Source organism: Ralstonia sp. 25mfcol4.1 (assembly GCF_900104095.1).
In the GTDB taxonomy this organism is placed as follows: domain Bacteria; phylum Pseudomonadota; class Gammaproteobacteria; order Burkholderiales; family Burkholderiaceae; genus Cupriavidus.
On record NZ_FNJO01000025.1, the window covers coordinates 25,350 to 44,095 of the forward strand.

General features: G+C 56.6%; 14 protein-coding genes. 7 read left to right on the forward strand and 7 right to left on the reverse strand.

Annotated features, from left to right (window positions below; genetic code table 11):
• Window positions 1-25: 25 nt before the first annotated feature.
• The 3 genes from BLQ58_RS27380 to BLQ58_RS27390 all read left to right on the forward strand — a co-directional run bounded on the left by BLQ58_RS27380 (window position 26) and on the right by BLQ58_RS27390 (window position 4,265).
• The gene (locus tag BLQ58_RS27380) at window positions 26-2,101 is read left to right on the forward strand and encodes a tripartite tricarboxylate transporter permease (protein ID WP_254776213.1); all 2,076 of its coding nucleotides are present in this window, start codon (window positions 26-28) and stop codon (window positions 2,099-2,101) included.
• Between the two features lie 43 nt (window positions 2,102-2,144).
• Entirely contained in the window at window positions 2,145-3,170 is a 1,026-nt protein-coding gene (locus BLQ58_RS27385; protein WP_092603528.1) for a Bug family tripartite tricarboxylate transporter substrate binding protein, read from the forward strand.
• Between the two features lie 129 nt (window positions 3,171-3,299).
• Window positions 3,300-4,265: a LysR family transcriptional regulator gene (locus BLQ58_RS27390; RefSeq protein ID WP_092603530.1), complete on the forward strand. Its 966-nt coding sequence runs from the start codon at window positions 3,300-3,302 to the stop codon at window positions 4,263-4,265.
• A gap of 52 nt (window positions 4,266-4,317) precedes the next feature.
• Here BLQ58_RS27390 and BLQ58_RS27395 read toward each other — a convergent pair whose 3' ends face one another.
• The 3 genes from BLQ58_RS27395 to BLQ58_RS27405 all read right to left on the reverse strand — a co-directional run bounded on the left by BLQ58_RS27395 (window position 4,318) and on the right by BLQ58_RS27405 (window position 8,196).
• A complete protein-coding gene (locus BLQ58_RS27395; protein WP_092603532.1) occupies window positions 4,318-5,385 on the reverse strand; it encodes a porin in 1,068 nt (355 codons plus the stop codon).
• Window positions 5,386-5,474: 89 nt separating this feature from the next.
• The gene (locus tag BLQ58_RS27400; protein ID WP_092603534.1) at window positions 5,475-6,308 is read right to left on the reverse strand and encodes an MBL fold metallo-hydrolase; all 834 of its coding nucleotides are present in this window, start codon (window positions 6,306-6,308) and stop codon (window positions 5,475-5,477) included.
• 250 nt (window positions 6,309-6,558) lie between these two features.
• On the reverse strand, window positions 6,559-8,196 hold the full coding sequence (locus BLQ58_RS27405; protein ID WP_092603536.1) for an AMP-binding protein: 1,638 nt from the start codon (window positions 8,194-8,196) through the stop codon (window positions 6,559-6,561).
• Between the two features lie 305 nt (window positions 8,197-8,501).
• Here BLQ58_RS27405 and BLQ58_RS27410 point away from each other — a divergent pair, with 305 nt between their 5' ends.
• The 3 genes from BLQ58_RS27410 to BLQ58_RS27420 are packed head-to-tail and all read left to right on the forward strand — an operon-like array spanning window position 8,502 to window position 11,952.
• Window positions 8,502-9,692, forward strand: coding sequence for an FAD-dependent monooxygenase (locus tag BLQ58_RS27410; protein ID WP_092603538.1), 1,191 nt, complete (start codon window positions 8,502-8,504; stop codon window positions 9,690-9,692).
• Between the two features lie 41 nt (window positions 9,693-9,733).
• Window positions 9,734-10,771: a 2,5-dihydroxypyridine 5,6-dioxygenase NicX family protein gene (locus tag BLQ58_RS27415; protein WP_139186185.1), complete on the forward strand. Its 1,038-nt coding sequence runs from the start codon at window positions 9,734-9,736 to the stop codon at window positions 10,769-10,771.
• 23 nt (window positions 10,772-10,794) lie between these two features.
• Window positions 10,795-11,952, forward strand: coding sequence for an NAD(P)H-dependent flavin oxidoreductase (locus BLQ58_RS27420; RefSeq protein ID WP_092603543.1), 1,158 nt, complete (start codon window positions 10,795-10,797; stop codon window positions 11,950-11,952).
• 12 nt (window positions 11,953-11,964) lie between these two features.
• Here the strand turns inward: BLQ58_RS27420 and BLQ58_RS27425 are convergent, their stop codons facing one another.
• Window positions 11,965-12,801 (reverse strand): 3-oxoadipate:acetyl-CoA acetyltransferase, encoded by an 837-nt coding sequence (locus BLQ58_RS27425; protein WP_092603545.1) that lies wholly within the window; start codon window positions 12,799-12,801, stop codon window positions 11,965-11,967.
• Between the two features lie 103 nt (window positions 12,802-12,904).
• A complete protein-coding gene (locus BLQ58_RS27430) occupies window positions 12,905-14,215 on the reverse strand; it encodes a cation:dicarboxylate symporter family transporter (protein WP_092603547.1) in 1,311 nt (436 codons plus the stop codon).
• Between the two features lie 302 nt (window positions 14,216-14,517).
• Between BLQ58_RS27430 and BLQ58_RS27435 the strand changes: the two genes are divergently transcribed.
• Window positions 14,518-15,450 carry a LysR family transcriptional regulator gene (locus BLQ58_RS27435; RefSeq protein WP_092603549.1) on the forward strand — a complete coding sequence of 311 codons (933 nt, stop codon included), beginning with the start codon at window positions 14,518-14,520 and terminating at the stop codon, window positions 15,448-15,450.
• A 113-nt stretch (window positions 15,451-15,563) separates the two neighbouring features.
• Here BLQ58_RS27435 and BLQ58_RS27440 read toward each other — a convergent pair whose 3' ends face one another.
• Together BLQ58_RS27440 and BLQ58_RS27445 are read right to left on the reverse strand one after the other, a co-directional pair.
• Window positions 15,564-17,111, reverse strand: coding sequence for a penicillin acylase family protein (locus BLQ58_RS27440; protein ID WP_175460029.1), 1,548 nt, complete (start codon window positions 17,109-17,111; stop codon window positions 15,564-15,566).
• 52 nt (window positions 17,112-17,163) lie between these two features.
• Window positions 17,164-18,705: an IS3 family transposase gene (locus BLQ58_RS27445; protein WP_092602868.1), complete on the reverse strand. Its 1,542-nt coding sequence runs from the start codon at window positions 18,703-18,705 to the stop codon at window positions 17,164-17,166.
• Window positions 18,706-18,746 lie beyond the last annotated feature (41 nt).

An 18,746-nucleotide genomic window follows, 5' to 3' on the forward strand; every position in this document is an offset into this window, starting at 1 on the left:
TCGTCAATCATTCAGGAGAGATGGCGTGGATGCGAATGTACTTGGATCGGTAGGAGCAGCGTTGATTACGCTACTTGAGCCGCATCGTCTGATGTTCTTGTTCGGCGGTGTAACGCTCGGTTTGGCCTTAGGGATTATTCCGGGGATTGGAGGGGTTGCCGGGGTGGCGATTCTGCTGCCGTTCACGTTTGCCATGGATCCTGCAACTGCAATTGCTCTGTTGCTCGGCCTGCTCTCAGCGGTCACGATTGGCGACCCGATCTCTGCCATCGTCCTGGGTGCACCAGGTTCGGCTGCCTCGGCAGCGACGACCTTGGACGGATTTCCCATGACAAAGCGGGGAGAGGCGGGGCGGGCACTGGGTGCAGCGTACTTCTCGGCAATGCTTGGAGGGCTGTTTGGTGCATTGCTAATGGGGGTTGCCATTCCGGTAATTAAGCCGGCGATCCTCTACGTTGGCTCGCCTGAATTGCTTGCCATGGCTGTGCTTGGACTCTCCCTAGTTGCTGTTCTCTCAGGAAGGACACCGCTTCGGGGCCTGACAGTTGCCTGTTTCGGCGTAATGTTGGCGATGATCGGGCCGGACACGCAGACTGCCACGGACCGTTGGACTTGGGATCTTGACTATCTTTTGGATGGACTCCCACTCGTCCCCCTGACCTTGGGGCTGTTTGCGCTTCCTGAACTGTGCGATCTGGCGGTCAGTCGTACGTGCCTGGTGGGCGATGCAGTACCGCAATCAGGCTCTGACTCGGCGAAACGCACGGGTTGGCGGCGGGTCTTCCAGCCTGGTCTTATGGATGGTCTCCGGGATTGCTTCCGACACTGGTTTCTGATTCTGCGGTGTTCCTGGATTGGTGCGGTAATAGGTGCCGTGCCCGGAATCAGCGTGTCAGTCATTGAGTGGATTTCCTATGGCCACGCGCTGAAGACTGAAAAAGACGCCTCCAAGACGTTCGGAAAGGGTGATGTCCGAGGCGTTATCGCGGCGGAGAGTGCTGCCAATTCTCGAGAGGGTGGGGCGTTGGTGCCTGCTATCGTATTCGGCGTTCCGGGTTCGGCGGGTATGGCTCTCCTGCTTGGCGCCTTTCTGATGCACGGATTGGTCCCAGGGCCGGAGATGCTGACGAAGCATTTGGACCTTACCTACGCAATGATCTGGAGTGTTGCGTTAGCCAACATTCTGGGGTCTGGCCTTTGCTTCCTGTTCTCCGGCCATTTCGCGAAGCTTGCTACGCTGCGCTACACCCTGATTCTTCCAGTCGTCCTGTGTTTCGTCTTCGTCGGCGCGTTCGAAGGCCAACGCAGTTGGGGCGATCTGGCATCGCTTTTCGCTTTCGGTGTGCTTGGTGCCATTCTGAAGCACTCCAAGTGGCCGCGTCCTCCGCTTGTGCTGGGCTTCATCTTGGGCTCCATCGTTGAGCGGTACATGTTTATCTCGATCGAGCGGTATGGAATGGGTTGGATGACACGACCTGTTGTGGCGGCACTCTTCTTGCTTGCAGCGTTTGCGATCCTTGGCCCGTTGTATCAGGACGTGAGGTCACACGGTGGCATCCGCGGAATGATGTCTGGTTTTTCGAAGCCGCACTGGAAGGTCACAAACTGGCTGCACGTAGTATTGCTCTGCGTGTTCGTCTTCTTGGTTAGCCAGGCGCTCGAGTGGAACTTCGCGGCAAAGATCATTCCGCTTGTCGTAGGCGTAGCTGCGATTGTCTTCTGCTCAGTTGCTTTGCTGAATGAAGTATTCAGGTCCACCGTGACGACTGGGAACCCGGACAAGATTCATATGGACATTGGAGGAAACTTCGAAGACCTGAGTCAGCGTACAGTGCTGTTCCGTTCGGTCATCTTCTTCGGTTGGATCCTGCTCTTCATGGGCTCTATGGCGCTTATTGGTTTGATCCCGACGGTGCCATTGTTCATCACGGGGTATATGCGTTTGGAAGGCCGGGAGAGCTGGAAAACTACTGCGATGCTTGCTGTTGGCATGACGCTCTTCATCTATGTCGTATTCGACAGGTTGCTTCTTATCCCGTGGCCGGGGTCCTTCGTCGGCGACTGGATTCCGGCGTTAAAGGACATCATTCCATCGATGTGAGTTACACATAGACGGGCACTACACCTGCGAAAAGGACACAACCATGAAGACCTCATTTTCCGCCCTCGTTGCTCGAGCTTGCTTGGTCGCTGTATGCGGAGCGGCAATCCCCGCGGTTGCTGCCGATGCCAACTTCTATCAAGGGAAGACCATCGAAATCGTCATTGCCTCTGGGCCGGGAGGCTTTGATTACGTCGGCCGCCTTGTGGCGCGTCACCTCGGGAAGCACATTCCTGGTAATCCAAACGTGGTGGCGCAGAACATGCCTGGTGCCGGAGGCCTTGCTGCAGCGAACTACCTGTACCGAAAGGGTAGGAAGGACGGCACGATGCTTGGGCAGTTGCCGGCAAACATCATCGTTGAGGACTTGCTAGGGAGCCCAGGAGTCTCGTTCAAGGCGGCCGAATTCAACATGATTGGCCGCGTCGCTAGCGGCATCAACCTGACATTTGTTCGGGCCAACGACGGTAAGGTGAAGTCGATTGCTGATGCGAAGACCAAGGAAACGGTGCTCGGAACGACGGCACCGGCATCATTGGTCCAGGTTTTTCCCAACGTCATGAATCATTTGGCCGGCACAAAGTTCAGGTTTGTTTCGGGATATCGTGATTCGGCGTCGACCATCCTCGCCGTGGAGCGCGGCGAAGCTGACGGCGCGACGATCGGTATTAACTCCTTGTATTCGCTTCGCCCAGGCTGGATAAAGGATGGAGCGGTGCGGTTTTTAGTCCAATACACGCCAACGCGGAGCAGTCAGCTTCCCGATGTCCCTGCAGTCACGGAGTTCGTCAGTTCGCCTGCGGATCGCGATGTTCTCAACGTATTCCTGACGGCGGTTACGCTGGGCCAACACATCACAGCGCCCCCGGGTGTTCCTGCAGACCGCATCAAGATCCTCCGGGATGCATTCGATGCGATGTTGAAGGATCCAGCACTCCTCGCCGAGGTCAAGGCATCTCACACTTGGTTCGACCCGATGAGTGGGCTGGAACTCCAGAAGCTCACACGAACTGATCAATTTAGCCCCGAGGTGATTGCGCGGGCTAAGGCGATTCGAGTCGGCAAGTAGAGTTTGCTGCGCTGCAATACCCTCAAGTGAGAGCTACTGCTCGCGCCGATTCGTCGGAGCGACGGTAGCTCATTTCATTTTGCGCAGTTGCAGATAAGATGCGGGCATCCAGGAAAGAGGAGAGGCAAGGTGGATATCACAGGACTGCGCTACTTTGTCGAAGTAGCTAAGGCAGGGAGTTTCTCCAGGGCGTCGGTGACTATTGGGATGGCGCAGCCTTCACTGAGCCGCCACATTCGTAAGCTCGAGGAAGAACTCAAGCATGAATTGTTCTACCGCCACGGCCGAGGCGTGGTCCTGACGGACGCCGGTGTACAACTGCAGAACACGGCTAATACCATCTTGTGCTTGTTGGAAGATGTAAAGCGGGAGTTGGTCGAGAGCGGCGGCACACCTCAGGGTCGCGTCACCCTTGGCGTTCCTCCGTCGATTGGAGCGACGCTGGTGTCTCCTGTTGCCATGCATTTTCGCCAGGTATGCCCAGATGCGGGGCTTCGGGTGAAGGAGGGATTCAGCAGTTCATTGGGCGAGTGGATCGAGGAGGGCCTCCTCGACGTCGCGGTGCTCTATGATGCCGCTCGGAATCGAAATCTCAATGCAGCACCGCTGCTGCTGGAAGACCTTTTTCTAATTCAAAATCGCGAGATGCCCGCGGATCGTGAAGTGGAGTTGGACGAGTTGGAAGGAATGCCGCTGGTGCTTACCGGGCCGGAAAATGGACTCCGGCGTGTCATTGAGCGAGCAACGGAGCAGGCCGGTATCAAGCTCAATATCGTCATGGAAGTCGACTCGATTCCTGCACTCCGTCAGTTGGCGGGGGCCGGCATGGGCGCCACCATCTTGCCGTTTGGTGCGGTCCATCGCGAGGTTCGAATGGGCAGGCTAGTTGCACGAAAGATTGCTTCACCTGATATGAGAGCGCTATTGGTCGCGGCAACTCCGCTCAATCAGCCGATTTCCCCCGCTGCGCGATCGCTATTGCGCGTTATCCATGCGGAAGCTTTGAGGTTTGTGGAAACGGGTGTCTTGAGGGGAACGGTCGACTGTAACCTCAACCGCGTTCGAAACGAGCTTAGCGATTCTGAGACCGAGTAACGGAGGAGGATACCGACCGAGACCATCGTCTAGGCCGGTAGCTCTTCACGTGTTAGAACTTGTGACGGATGCCGAGGGCGACGCCAGTTTGGCCAATGTCCTTGTTGTCGAGATTGGTCACGCTGGTGAAGTTCAGACCGGCGTTCTTTGCGTAGGCAACTGAGCCGTAGAGGTCAGTCCGTTTCGAGAGCGAGTAGATGGCCGAAACTGCCACTTGCCATGGGTTTGGCGGATTTGTTCCGTTCTGGTTGCGGACGTCGTCGTAGTAGTACGCCGCGATCAATGTCAGTGCACTATAGAGTTGGTGCCTAACACCGAACCACCAAAGGTTGTCCCGGAACGTCACTGCGCTTGTTGCGCTAGTGTCCTCGCCCCAGCGATAACCAGCCATGACGGAAGTCTTCGAGAAATCGTACGAGACGGCCGCTCCAAGCTTCTTTGAGGCGGTATATCCTTGGGCGGAGGGTGCGCCGTATAGAGTGTCGAAAGCAATTGTACCGGAGAGGTTCGACGCCGAAGCCGCGATTGCTGCGCCCCAAGCACTATTCACCCTCATACCGCCAGGTTGCTCGCCAAATGCTCGGTAAGCGCCGATGCGGACCGGTCCAAAATCGCCTGTGTATTTTACAGCGTTGTCGACGCGCTGGGATGCCAGGCTGTTGTATGGCTCGAAGGTCGTGGAATATGCTTGTGGGGCAAAGTCCAGAATGAAGTCGTACATCGTGGAGGATGTACGGCCAGCGACGACGGTTCCGTAGGAGCTGCTGGAGAGGCCAACATAGGCGTGGCGGTTGAACAGCCGTGTGGAGTCTCCCAGTGCGCCGGTATCATTGGAGTACCCATTCTCAAGGACGAAGATTGCCTTGAGGTCGTTGGAAAGAGTCTCAGACCCGCGAATCCCCCAACGCGGCGATGAAAGCCCACCGCTGTTCAGCGAAACTAGCCCACCAGTGCCATTCTTTCCACCGTTGTTGTTTGTGTAGGTGATATTGTTGCCAGCGACCCCATAGAGAGTGACCGAACTTTGGGCCATTACTGGGCCAGCGCAAGATATCGAGCCTATCAGTAGTAGAAGTGCTCTGGATTTTCGATGTGATTTCATGGCAGTACGCTCCCTCATGCCTGTTGTGGTTGTGGTGCTACGAATGATGTTGAAATCGATATCTTGCGACCGCGTAGTTAGAGTGGGGCGAGGCGCGTCGACTTCTACTAGCTTGCCGACCAGAGGTCTTCGAGCAGTTGCACAGCACCGTCGTCTCTCAGCCGTATGAGGTGGGCGAGAAGGGTGCGTTGGGCCGCTCGTTGGATACGAGGCTCAACTGCCTTTGGGTAAGTGACCCGCAGCAGGTCTTCTATGGAAATTGGGCCAGATTTGCTAACGGCGGCCAGAATGTCCGCCTCTTTTCGAAGTCTCAGTTCGAACAAGCTCGCGACATAGGTTCTCGGGTCATGGATAGCGGGGCCGTGTGCGGCGAGATAACAGCGATCCTCTCTTTTCAGGAGCCGTGCAAGGCTGTTCAAGTACTGCGTCATGCTTCCGTCTGGAGCAGCCACGAATGAGCTGGACCAGCCCATAACGTGATCTCCCGTGAAGACGACACCGTCGGCACGGGCAAAGCAAAGGTGATCAGAGCAGTGTCCGGGGGTATAAAGCACGTCGAGCTCGGCGATCGTATCTCCATCCCCAAGCGCAACGTCCGGCAGGAAACCCTGCTCCACAGGAAATCGAAAGGCGTAGGTCGTAGCTCTTGTCTTCTCTACAAGGGCTTCCAATGCGCCAACGTGGTCGCGATGAGCATGAGTCAGGAGGATCTTCGTAATCGGGGTGCGAGCAGCGGCTAGGAGCGCGTCGATATGCGCCGGATCTTCTGCTGGGCCAGGGTCAATGACAACGGTGCCCTCCGCGTGGTCCAGAAGGTATGTATTCGTACCGTGGTAGGTTAGGGGGCCAGGGTTATTGGCGACGACGCGTTTAATTCCCGTCATCAACGGCTCTGCATTGGCCCGTCGCGGTTCCGGTTCTCTCAAGTAGGAAATAGTCATTTCGATTTGCAGTGTTCCCTGCGCCAGGTCCTGGGTAGGTTGCTGATCCTGATGAAACTAGAGTGCCAGATGCATCGATGCTGAGATAGGTATGAAACTGGATTGCTGATATGCGTCAGTGCTCTGGCACGCGACCCCTTGGTGCGCAAGTTGAGTTCCCGCAGTCGCTTGGATGCGCGGTCTGTGTGTTGAATAAAAAAAACGGCCCGAATGGGCCGCAAGACTACCTCGGATCGACGGGGCGGAGACGTTAACGACGCACTTCAATACCGGCCTTGTCGCGGTCCCAGAGCAAGTCGGGATTCGCTTGGGCCGCTTCACGGAGCTTTACCTTAAGTACTTTCTGGCTAGCATTGACCGGGAGTTCTTTGACGTACTGCACGAAGCGGGGGACCATGAAGTAGGCCATTTTGGACGCGCAGTATTCGATGAGAGCGGCCTCGGTGAGTTGCTGGTCTGTCCGCAAGACGATACTTACGGCTACTTCGTCTTCGCTCAACTCCGATTTCACGGCGTAGGCAGCCACCTCCTGCACTGCAGGATGGTTCTGAATGGTCTGCTCGACCTCCCAGGCCGAAATGTTCTCTCCGCGGCGGCGGATGGAATCCTTGGCGCGATCCTTGAAGTAAAGATAGCCATCCTTGTCCATATAGCCTAGGTCACCGGTGTGGTACCAGCCGTTCCGAATCATCGCGAGCGTCTGCAGGGGCATCTTGTAGTAGCCCGACGACGTGTGCCAGGGTACATTGCAACGAATCACGATTTCGCCAACTTCGCCACGCGGCAGCTCGAAGTCTTCGCTGTCAACGATCATGACTTCCCAGCCTTCCCGTGCACGGCCGCACGAGCCGAGCTTTTCTCGCGGGTCATTTAGCGTGTAGGAAACCGGTGCACCGACGTCTGTGAGCCCATATGTCGACACAAAGCGGACATTGAAGCGCTCCTCGAACTCCCGGGCAAACTTGGGAACCGGGGCGACGCGGCAAAACCGGACGTTATGGTTCCGGTCCTCCGTAGATGGCGGTGTGCTCCAGATGAAGTTCGCCATCGAGCCAAGCAGGTTGAACGTCGTGGCCCCGGCCTTCCTGACATCGCTCCAGAAGCGCGAGACTGAAAAGCGCCGCGTCAGGGCGATGGATCCTTCTGACATCAGGGAAAGATATGCCGCTCCGCGTAGGGCGCTAGCATGGAACAGGGGGAGGCAGATGTAGTAGACATCAGTGCTGGAGTAGCCATAGCTGCGAGCGTAGTTGAGACCAGTCAGCAGCATCGCTGCCTGCCCAAAAATCACCGCCTTCGATGGACCAGTTGTCCCTGACGTGAATGCGATGAAGGCAGGATCGGAATAGACGGCGCGCTGTGTCGGAGGAGTGTCCGGGCCGCCTTCCAGTGCGCTGAAGCGAATGTATGAGCCATCAGGCTTCTCTGTCTCGGCATCCGCCGCCGTGGTTGGGGTTCCAATGACTTTGGTCAGCTTGGGAAGCTCGGGGCGAACTTCTGCGATGCGGTCAAGGAGCGTCAGGTCGACAAATACAGCTTCCACGTCGGCCAGGTCCAAGTAGTACTTGAGAAGGTCCCCTCGGGACGCTGTATTGATAGGGACGGTTACTGCACCAATCTTCCCAAGCGCGAAGTAAAGCAGGAGCTGTTCCGCGCAGTTGTCCATCATGACTGCGACGTGCGTGCCTCGCACAATACCCATTGAAATCAGGCTATTGGCCCAGCGGTTTGTAGTGCTGTTGATCTCCGCGTAGGTGTACTGGCGTCCTGTCTCAAGGTAGTTCAAATAGACCTTGTCACCGATTTCTGCTGCGCGCTGCTCAAGAATCTCTCCGATTGTCAGCTTTCGGATGTCATAGTCGAGGAAGAGGGAGTTTGACGACGCCATGTGATGTCCTGTAGATAGGGGCAGAAGATGTGTGCCGGGACTGCGAGCCGTAGATATCAGTCCTGTGGGTACAAGCGCAAAATCCGGGTGGCTTTACGGATTCTATGGATTCTGAATCTGCTGGCAACAGGCCCTATTCAATACCTGCTATAGCTGCCGTGGATGGCATGTTCATCCTGTCCTTGCCGCTCAGTTCTTGCATAGCTGGTAGCGAGATTGCGTACGTTCTCCTCCACTTGCGGTCTCGCTAGACTCATTCCAGTCGTCGGACGCTATCCGAGCGCCGAATAGAAAAGGATGAGTGTATGGACAACAAGACCCTCGTGATTGGAGGCGGCATTGGTGGGCTTGCCACGGCATTAGCCCTTCTCCGCCGTGATCATGACGTTGAGGTGTATGAACGGGTGCCAGACCTTCAGGAGATTGGTGCGGGTTTGACGCTTAGTCCAAATGGCACTCGCCTTCTCTTTTCGCTCGGCTTGGAATCCAAGCTCCGTGAGCTTGGTGTTCTGTCTCGCGACCGTGAGCTTCGCCTTTGGAATACCGGGCAAGCGTGGCCTCTTCAGAACCAGGGAAGTACTTCAGAGGCGCGCTATGGTGCCCCATATCTCACGATGCACCGCGGGGACCTTCATACGATGCTTCTCGATGCGGTTAAGAAGGAGAAGTCAGACGCAGTCCGGACCGGATATCGTTGCGTTGACGTGTCCTCCTCGTCCAGCGGGGTGGTAGCTAAGTTCGATAACGGTATGACTGCAACCGGGCAGATCCTGGTCGGCGCGGATGGAATTCATTCAGCCGTTCGCGAGCAGCTGCATGGGACACCGAAACCTCAGTATGTCGGCAACATCTTCTGGCGCGGAATGGTCCCCATTGAGATGGTGCCGGAGCGTGAGCGTGGCGTTGCGAGCAGTTGGATTTCACCGCAAGGCAATGTGACGATGTACCCAGTGCGAAGCGGCAAGCTCTTCAACTTTGTTGGGACGGTAAAGAAGCCAAGCTGGCACACCAACTCATGGACGGAGAAAGGCACCATCGAGGAATGTCTGGCCGACTTCGAAGGCTGGCATCCAAATATTCGCAGCATCATTTCGCATATCGAGACCCCATACAAATGGGGTTCGTATCTCTACGAGACGGAACCATCCTGGTCGAAGGGGCGGATCACGCTCCTTGGCGATTCTTGCCATGCGATGCCGCCGTCGTTGGGACAAGGCGCAAATATGGCCATCGAAGATGCTGTCGTTCTTGTCAGGTGCGTGGAGAAGTACGGCCCAGACTGGGAACTGGCATTGGGATGGTATGAAAATCTCCGCCAACCGCGCACGAAGAAGGTGGTCGACCAGTCATGGGCTCAATCCAAACGTCGCCATAACGAGGCGCTAGCGAATCCCGACACAGCAGTTGAGTACATCTCGCAACACTGGGCCCCGAGCAAAGTTGGGGATTGGTACGACTGGATCTATGAGTACGACGCGACGTCCGTCCATGTCTGACGACCACTAACCATTCGGTATGCGGGACTATCTAAGTCAAAATGATGAAGACAGAATTTGATTCGACGTCGCTTGCTCAAGCTGCCGACTTTCTGCTGCGTGACTATCTTCGACTGGCTCCCAAGGAAGAGGTTCTTCTTACCGCAGACCTGTGCACCGACATGACTGCAGTTCTGGCAGTCGCACATGCCGCTCGTGTTCACGGCGCGAAGGTTTGCATTCTCACCATTCCCCAGCTCCCGTATCAGGGTAAGCTGGCAGATCCGCATCTCACGGAAGCAGTGTCCGCAGGGCTGAAGAGTTGTGATGTATGGGTGGATTTCACCTTCCCCTACATCAGCGGTTCGGCCGCTCATGCCGAAGCATTGGCAAAAGGACGTATGCGGTCGGTGAACATCCTTGACCTCGGGCCTAATGGACTCATTCGACTGTTCGGAGAGCTGGATTTCGACCGGTTGTTTTCGGTGCAGACCCGTCTGGACAGTCTGGTGGCTGCGGCAGAGGGCAAGCGTTGCCGGGTAACGAATGACCAAGGGACGGATGTTAGCTTTCTGCTTGGGAAAGCCAAGGCAGGCAAGCTCCGGCATCAGTCTGTTCCAGGAACTACTTCGCCTCCCGGATCGACGGTGATTACCCCTGACCCCGCATCTGTGAAGGGTAAGGTGGTAGTCAATGCCGTCTTCCATGAGTGGTATGCGCGTTTGGATGAGCCACTCACCATTGAGGTGGACGGCCGTATTCGGGGCATTGCTGGAGGGGGGAGTCATCGGAAGGTGTTCGAAGCGGCCCTGCGGAGAGCAAGTACGGTGGGGCTCGGCTCAATTATCCACTTCTCTCACGGATTTCATCCCCGGGCTCGGTTTACTGGAAAGTCGTTCAACGAAGACATTCGAGTGCGGGGCAATGACGCGATTGGGTTTGGCACTCCCTGGTGGGAAGAGGGAGGTGGAGAGAACCATCCCGACGCTGTGTGTACCGAGCACAGTGTATATATCGACGATATCCTCGTAATTGACCACGGGGTTCTCGTTGCCCCAGGAGAGTTGAGCGAAGCGGACGAGTTGTTAGCACGTTCGTGACCAATGGTTGCTAGGAGACATTTATGACAGGCATTCATCTCAGGACGCAACTGTGCGCACTGCTCGATATCAACTACCCCATTTGTCTCGCTGGGATGGGATCTCAAGGTCGCGCAACGCCTCCTGCCCTTGTCGCAGCGGTGTCGGAAGCCGGAGGGTTGGGCGTTATCGGTGGCGCCGGACTATCGCCCTCTCGACTACGGGCTGTCATTCGAGACGTACGCACACAGACGGCTAAGCCTATTGGCGTCAATCTTGTATTGCCACAAGCCGCTGCCAAGGCCGAACTGGATAGGGACAGGATCCGACGAGAGATTATCGAGCAGTTTCCTGAGCATGCCGCTTTCGTGCGTGAACTAGCAAAAGGGTTCGGTCTTGAGCTAGTCGAGCTAGATAGTCGCATTGCAGTGTCCGGCGCGGCGACTGCCGACGGCACAGATGCGGGCCTTCGTGGCTCGCGCGCCGAGTTGACCCGAAGCTTGATAGATGTGGTCCTAGAAGAAGATGTCCAAGTCTTCGCTGGGGCGGTCGGTGACCTGAAGCTCATCTCAGGGCCCGCACACGAGAAGCGGATGCTCGTTATGGGGCTGGCCACTAGCACGAAGCAAGCAAAAAGCTATGCGGCCGCCGGCGCAGATCTCATTATTGCCCAAGGCCTGGAGGCCGGAGGCCATGTGGGGCGAATCCCGAATTTTGCGCTGCTTCCTGATGTCATCGATTCGGTTTCTGTCCCTGTCATTGCGGCGGGAGGCATCAGCGATGGCCGGGGCATTGCGGCGTCGTTGGCGTTTGGGGCCGTTGGAGTTTGGATGGGAACTGCGTTCCTGGTTGCTGAGGAATGCAGTATTCCCGCTGAGCATAAGTCCCAGATTCTTGAAGGGCGGCTGGAGGATTTTCGCAGCGACCGGATCTACTCTGGAAGTCCCATGCGGGGATTCCGGAATGCCACGATCAAGGCTTGGGAAGACTCTGGATTGGAGCCGCTCGCAAATCCGTACCAGAAGGTCTTGATGGATGACTTCAATGCGGCGGCGGCGGCGGCCGGTCGCTGGGACCTGCACAGCAATCCCAGTGGTGTCGGAGGAGGGCTACTTACAGAAGCGAAGCCAGCGCGAGCGATCGTCGACGAGCTTGTGAAAAGCGCTTCGGAAGCAATCTCACGACTGGCCGGCAGTATTTGACAGGCGGGATTGCTATGTGGCGAGGGCTTTCAATCCAAGGAGAGCCCTTGCGTCGGCAACAATTGCAACTGGACGCTCATACTCTTCGCAGAGTGCAGCAATTTGGCGGACCAGCGCGGCGTTTGAGGGCGCCAGAGTGTCTCGGTCTAGGCGAATATTGTCCTCAAGACCCGTACGGCAATGTCCACCCAGTTCGAGTGACCAGCGTGCCATGGTAATTTGGTCGCGCCCAATACCAGCCCCAGTCCAGGTCGCGTTGGGCGAAAGCCTACGCAGGGTCGCAACATAGAACTCCAGAACCTCTCGATCGACGGGCATCGCGTTCTTGATGCCCATCACAAACTGGACATGCAGTTCTCCGGCGATCTTCCCGACCCGTTGCATATTGGCTGCTTGGAAGATCATCGATAAGTCGAAGGCTTCAACTTCTGGCTTGACGTCGTACGCCAACATTTCGCATGCCAGCCAATCCACCAGTTCTGGCGAATTGTCGTAGACCCGAGTCGGGAAATTGACTGAGCCAGTCGCAAGGGAGGCCATGTCCGGGCGCAGGGAGATCATCCCTCCACGTTCACGGCCTGCGCCGGAGCGTCCGCCCGTTGAAACCTGCGTAATCATACCCGGGGCGTGCTTCCGAATCCCGTCGAGGACGCGCGCGAATCGCTCCGGGTCTGAAGACGGAGTGCCATCGTCGTTTCGGACATGAAGATGCACGAGAGTTGCCCCAGCTTCATATGCTTCCTGAGTGGATTCGATTTGCTCGTCGACTGTAACCGGTACAGCCGGATTGTGGGATTTCCGCGGCAAGGAGCCTGTAATGGCCACGGAGATAATGCACGATTGGGTCATGGATACCTCAAAGCTGGAAGCCGCTTACTCGGTTGCGGCCTGAATTCGTGGAAATTAGGACGAGCAAGGATCTGGTAGAAGTCAGGCTCAGTCGATCGTGAGCTTAGGCGCGGGACGCACTTACGGCGTTTGCGGACGACGCGCTTGCAGATTTCAGAATCGGTGTGCGTGCCCGAACTCCGGTTTCCTTCTCAAATGCCGTGGCGTCGAAAGCGCCTTCCCAGCGTGCGATCGCGAAGACGGCCATGGTGTTGCCCACCACATTGACGAGTGCCGTGGCCACCGCCATGACGCGGTCGATGCCGAACAGGAGCCCCAGGCCGCCCAATGGAAGCGCTCGTACGGACTGGAGTGTGGCCGCAAGTTTCACAAAGGCGCCACCTGCAACGGTCGTCCCACCCTTCGAAGTCAGGCTGAGAACCGCAAGAAGACCAAGTTGCTGCCAAAGGGAGAACGGGGTGTCCGTAGTCTGAGCAATAAATCCAACAGCGATAGCCATGTAGATGGAGGTGCCGTCGAGGTTGAAGCTGTAGCCGGCAGGCAGAACAAAGCCTACGACGGCTTCATCGCAGCCAGCACGTTCTAGCTTCTCAACCAGTCGCGGGAATGCGACTTCGCTGGATGCGGTGCCGAATATAAGCAGAAGCTCTTCTCGGATGAGTTTGAGGATCGCGAAGTAGGGCAATCCAATGATCCAGCTAACCGTACTCAGCACGCCAAACACGAAGAGCAGCGAGGCGCCGTAGTAAAGAACAATGACCTTTAGTAGGTAGACCAAGGTCATCCCTCCATAGCTGCCGACTGCGGCGGCCATAGCGCCGAATGCGCCGAGGGGCGCTAGCTTCATGATGAAGCCCAACATCTTGAACAAGACCGATTGCGCCTCGTCCAGGCCACGGAGAAGAACGGAATCTTCGCCCACGGCAATATTCAGCGCCAACCCTGCGAGCAGCGAAATGATGAGTACTTGGACGATATCGCCCTTGGCGAACGCGTCCACCACGGTGTGAGGAATGAGCCCCAGCACATAATCCACTGCAGATATGCTACCTGCTCCGGATGCCGCCTTCGCGGCTGCGGAATTCTCTGCGAGATTCGCGGCGTGCAGACCCTCACCAGGCTGGAAGACGTTCACGAGCACAAATCCCAAGATCATTGCGACTGTGCTAAGGACCTCGAAATAGACCAGTGACTTGACCCCCATGCGGCCAAGCATGCGCAGGTCACGGACATGAGCCAGGCCTTGGACCAAAGTGCAGAAGATGATTGGAGCGAGCATCATCTTCAACAGTGCGATGAACCCTTGGCCAAGAGGCTTCATGGCAATCGCCCAGCTGGGGGCAACCAAGCCAAGGATGACGGCGCTCACCAGGCCGATGAGGACTTGAATATGCAGCTTCTTGAGGTGTTTCATGAGGACTCCTCCCGACGTGGACGCGTGTTATCGCCACCGTGCTCGAAGAAGGAGCACCGTCGGGTGACTACGGGAAAACCGTGCTGATGAAAGGCGACCAGGCCGAGGAAGCGATTGCAACCGAGGCGCGGTGGTGCGAATGTCAGTGCAGGCGGATGGGGATATGGCGGGGAACCGACATGCTTTGTCTCCGAGCAGATCTATGATGAATCTGTAGTTAATGGGAGCATAGATCGGCCCTTAAGTATTGACAAAGACCGTGTTGACATAACAATCTATGCCAGATTGGCATAGGAGTGCGTGTGGATATTAGGGAACTCAGAAGCTTCATAGGGGTGGCTAGGGCGGGAAGTTTTAGCCGTGCGGCGGCTGACCTTTACATCGCACAGCCGGCACTCAGCCGCCAAATTGCCAAGTTGGAGGCCGAAATTGGCGTGGCGCTGCTTGTACGGCACGGCCGCGGAGTGCGGCTAACGGTCGCCGGCTCCCGACTACTTGAGCGCGCAGAGCTAATCTGCGACATGCTGAACGAGACTAGCGAGGATGTTCGAGCCAGCTCCGATGAGGAGCGCGGCCACCTTGCGGTTGGGCTGCCGCCGACAATGAGCCTTCTCATTGGGGCTGAGTTGACGAAGGAGTTTCGCGAACGGTGGGACAGGGTCTCTCTGCACGTACGGGAGGGCCTCAGCAGCTCGCTGCAGGAATGGGTGCTTGACCGACGAGTGGACCTGGCGGTCGTGTACAACCAACCGCCGGTGGAGGCATTCAATGTAAGGACGTTGTTCTCCGAACCGATGATTCTAGTGGGCCCGCCAGTTCCCAAGGCACAGGAGCGCGACTACCACATCCGAGATCTCGCCGAACTACCACTGATACTTCCAAGTCTTCCACATAGCAATCGCCGTTTAATTGAGCAGGCGGCAGTTCAGTATGGAGTGAGGCTTCGAGTTATGCTGGAAGTCGACAGCGTCGCTCTGACAAAGCAGTTGGTGAAGGCAGAATTGGGCTACTCCATCCTCACATTCATCGCGATTCAGCGTGAAATTGAGGCAGGGGAACTGTCAGCGCACAGGATCGTCAGGCCATCGATTCGCTCAAATGTGGCGGTTACAACTCTTCGAGATGGGCCGGCATCACGGTATGCGGAAGCGTGGATTGAAATGCTTTGTTCGAGGCTTAAGACTTTTGTGTCCAGCGCGGCTTGGAAGGGTGAGGCAGTGTGGCTTGCAGACTGACAAGGCGCATTGCGTCAAGTTGAGCTGATGCCCTGAACGGTGAAGCGGTTGGAACAGCTTCTTCGTTCAGGGCATGGTTGGTTCAGCAGTAACCGTTCGGGCTGGCCGTCAGGCTAGTTGGTGATTCGCTTCGATTTGAGGAACGGGTCGGCGGCGATGTCCGATTCGTTGAACTTCCAGTCGACGATGACTCCATTGCCGTAGGCTTTCATCTGGTCACTGAAGTGCTCGGAGCTTCTGTCGGACGACAAACCGTAGATCAACATCCCTTTGCTCTTGATCTTCTTGTCGAATTCGATGAAATAGAAGAACCCAGTGGCACCGATTGCCTTGTATCCGTCCTTGGACAGCGCCGAGGTGCTCATATAGTTGAAGACTCCGTCGTTGGAATCCCCACCTGGGACAGATACGGCTTCTCCCTCCCGGTTCGTCTTTTGAATCTCACCCAAAGAGGCATCCAGGGGGATCTTCGCCAGCTTGAGTTTCGCGACGGCACGTGCGAGCGCATCCAGAGCGGCATTATCCGAGAGTTCCAGCTTTTTCGGCGTTGTCGCGGGGTGAGCAGGATCGAACGTATCCGAGAACTTGATGCCACCTTCCTTTGCGAATTCCCGGAAGATGTGGCCACCGCGACTAGTGGTGCTATAGGTGCGGTCCCATTTGGAGAGGATGTCGCATGCGGGTTTGAGGTCGACAACCTCACCGTTCTTCAGCGTGCCGGAAGGATGCTTGGCGCACTGTTTGAGGAGATCATCGAGGACCACTTCTGCTGCATAGACACGCGTTCCGAGGAACATCTTCTGGATGTTTTCGAAGGTAAACTTCTTTCCGCCAAGGCCGTCCGTGCCGTCCAGCCGTTGAGAGATCAGGGTGAGGCCCATACGCGGGCGAAGTCCGAGCGGTACTCCCTGGCGGCTGAACACATCGTCTAGGTCATTAAGTGGGAACTCCGGGTTGACGTACCGCGGGGGGTTGTTGCTGTTCGCTACATACGGCCTACCCATTTGGACTGCGCTGCGCTTAGGGCCAAAGATTCCTTCGCGTGCTGAGTCTGGGTCCGTGCCAAGTTCGCATTCCGACCTGGATCCATCTAACAACTTGACCGTCCCGCATCGTTGAAGGAGGGAATTGTCCAGATGAGGGATATTGCCGATGTCGGCGAATAACGTGTTGCCGTTCTTGTCCACGGCAATCGTGTTCGTATCCTGTAGCTGATAGCGCGACAGAATTGCACGAATTTCGTTGACGGATTTCGCTCGGTCGAGCGCAAGTTTGTGCTCATCGACCTTGAGTCGATCCAGAGTGTTCATAACCGAGCGCAGGGTGTAGGCATGAGCCACGTCCCAAGGACGCTCGTTACTTTGGATTATTGGGCCGAAGTGGCTCCAGTAGAGGGTCTTTGTACGCAACGCGACGGAACCGTCTGCTTGTCGCACGCGCACGCTGACTGGGTATGCTTGTAGTGCTCTTGGCTTCCCGTCGTAGAGATATCGTTGAGGATTGCTAGGATCCAGCGTGAGTTTGTAGACTACATCCCGCGGAACGGCAGACACCGTATGTGTGCGTGCGATATCGTCGCTATGCCCGATCTGTTGAACTGCGCTGCCGACTCGAGACACGCCGATGTGATTGAATTGGCCGGGTATAGTCAGGTGGGTCAAAACCACCTTTTGCGCCCAGAACCCGGGGGTGCGGCAGGAATCTTGGACTGTTTTATGCCGCTATTCCGAGACTCTCCCGGTATTCGATCGGGCTCAGGAAGCCGAGGGAGAGCTTGATCCGCTTTGCGTTGTACCAGCGGATGTAAGAGTCAACGACCTTGATGAACTGCTCAATGGTTGCTGTCCGCCAGTCACGAGGATAGAACAACTCGGTTTTCAGTCGCCCAAAGAAACCTTCACAGGCTGCGTTATCGGGCGAGCATCCTTTGCGTGACATCGAACGAATGAGCTTGGCATCGCGCATCCGTGAGAGCCATCCGGGCCAGCGATAGTGCGCACCGCGATCGGAGTGAACCACAGGCCTTTCATCGCAGTTGGCCACAGAGTCAATGGCAGCATCAAGCATGGTATTGACGAGTTCAGCATCTGGCCGGGTGCCGATAGCCCAGCTTACGACAAGCCCGTCGAAGCAGTCGATCACCGGCGACAGATAGACCTTGCCTGCCGGAATCTGGAATTCGGTAATGTCGGTGAGCCACTTCTCATTGGGCGCAGCGGCCTGGAAATCGCGATTGATGAGGTTCTCAGGTGCAGGACTTATCTCCCCGAGGTAGGAGCCGTAACGACGGCGCTTGGTGACAGCAAGCGTAAGGCCTTCCTGCTTCATCAAGCGCCGCACGACCCTCTCCGAGAGGAAGACTTGCTGTCTCGCCAGTGCCGCGCGTATCCGCCGATAGCCATAGCAGCGGTGGTTGACCTCAAAAATGTTCGCGATAGCACAACGTGCGCTTGCATACTTGTCAGCGACGCGCAGGCGTGCACGGTGATAGAAGTAAGAGCTACGAGCAAGCCCCAATGCTGCCAACAGCTCCGGCAACGCGTACGTTTGGTTCAGGGCGTCAACCAGCATCGTCTTCTCCCGGTTGCTCAGGAGCTGCGGGTTGACGCCCACTTCTTTTTTTATCAGTTCATTCGCCTTCTTGAGGATATCGTGTTCGAGCTGCAGTTTCCGGATATCGTGTCGAAGGGATTCGACCTGCTGCTCCAGTTTCACCCTCTCTTCGTCCGGCGCGCGCTTGGTTTGGCGTTTCATGGATGCGGGAGCCTCTGGCCCGAGTAGCTGGTTCTTCCAGTTATACAGTGTTGGCCTGCTCACGCCTGCCTTCTGAGCGACCGCGCGTGCGCTTTGCTCTCTGGTGCACAGTTCGATGACTGCTGCCCGTTTCACTTCCTGCGATTTCGGGGCGCTGCCAGCGACTCTGCCGACTACGCGCTTTCCGATGCTGGGATGCAGTTCTTCGATCCAGGCTGCCAGCGTCGCCCGGCACGGGTATCCCAACGCCCTCAGGGTTGCAGCAGCACAGCGCCCGTGGCTTAGATAGTGATCGACGGCCGCCTGCCTGTGTTCGGCCGAATACCTTTGTCGTAGACGCACATAGCCAGCCCGCAAATCATGGCACTGTTCGTACTCGCGATACCAGGCTTTGAGGGCGTTCTTCGTCGGGTATCCCAACTGTCGAATGGTCGCTCCGATGCGCTTACCTAACTTCAAATACAGCCGAACCGCTTGCAGACGGTCTTCATACGAGTACATGAACTACCTCCAGGTAGTCCAAGTTTTCGGCCGCACCCCCA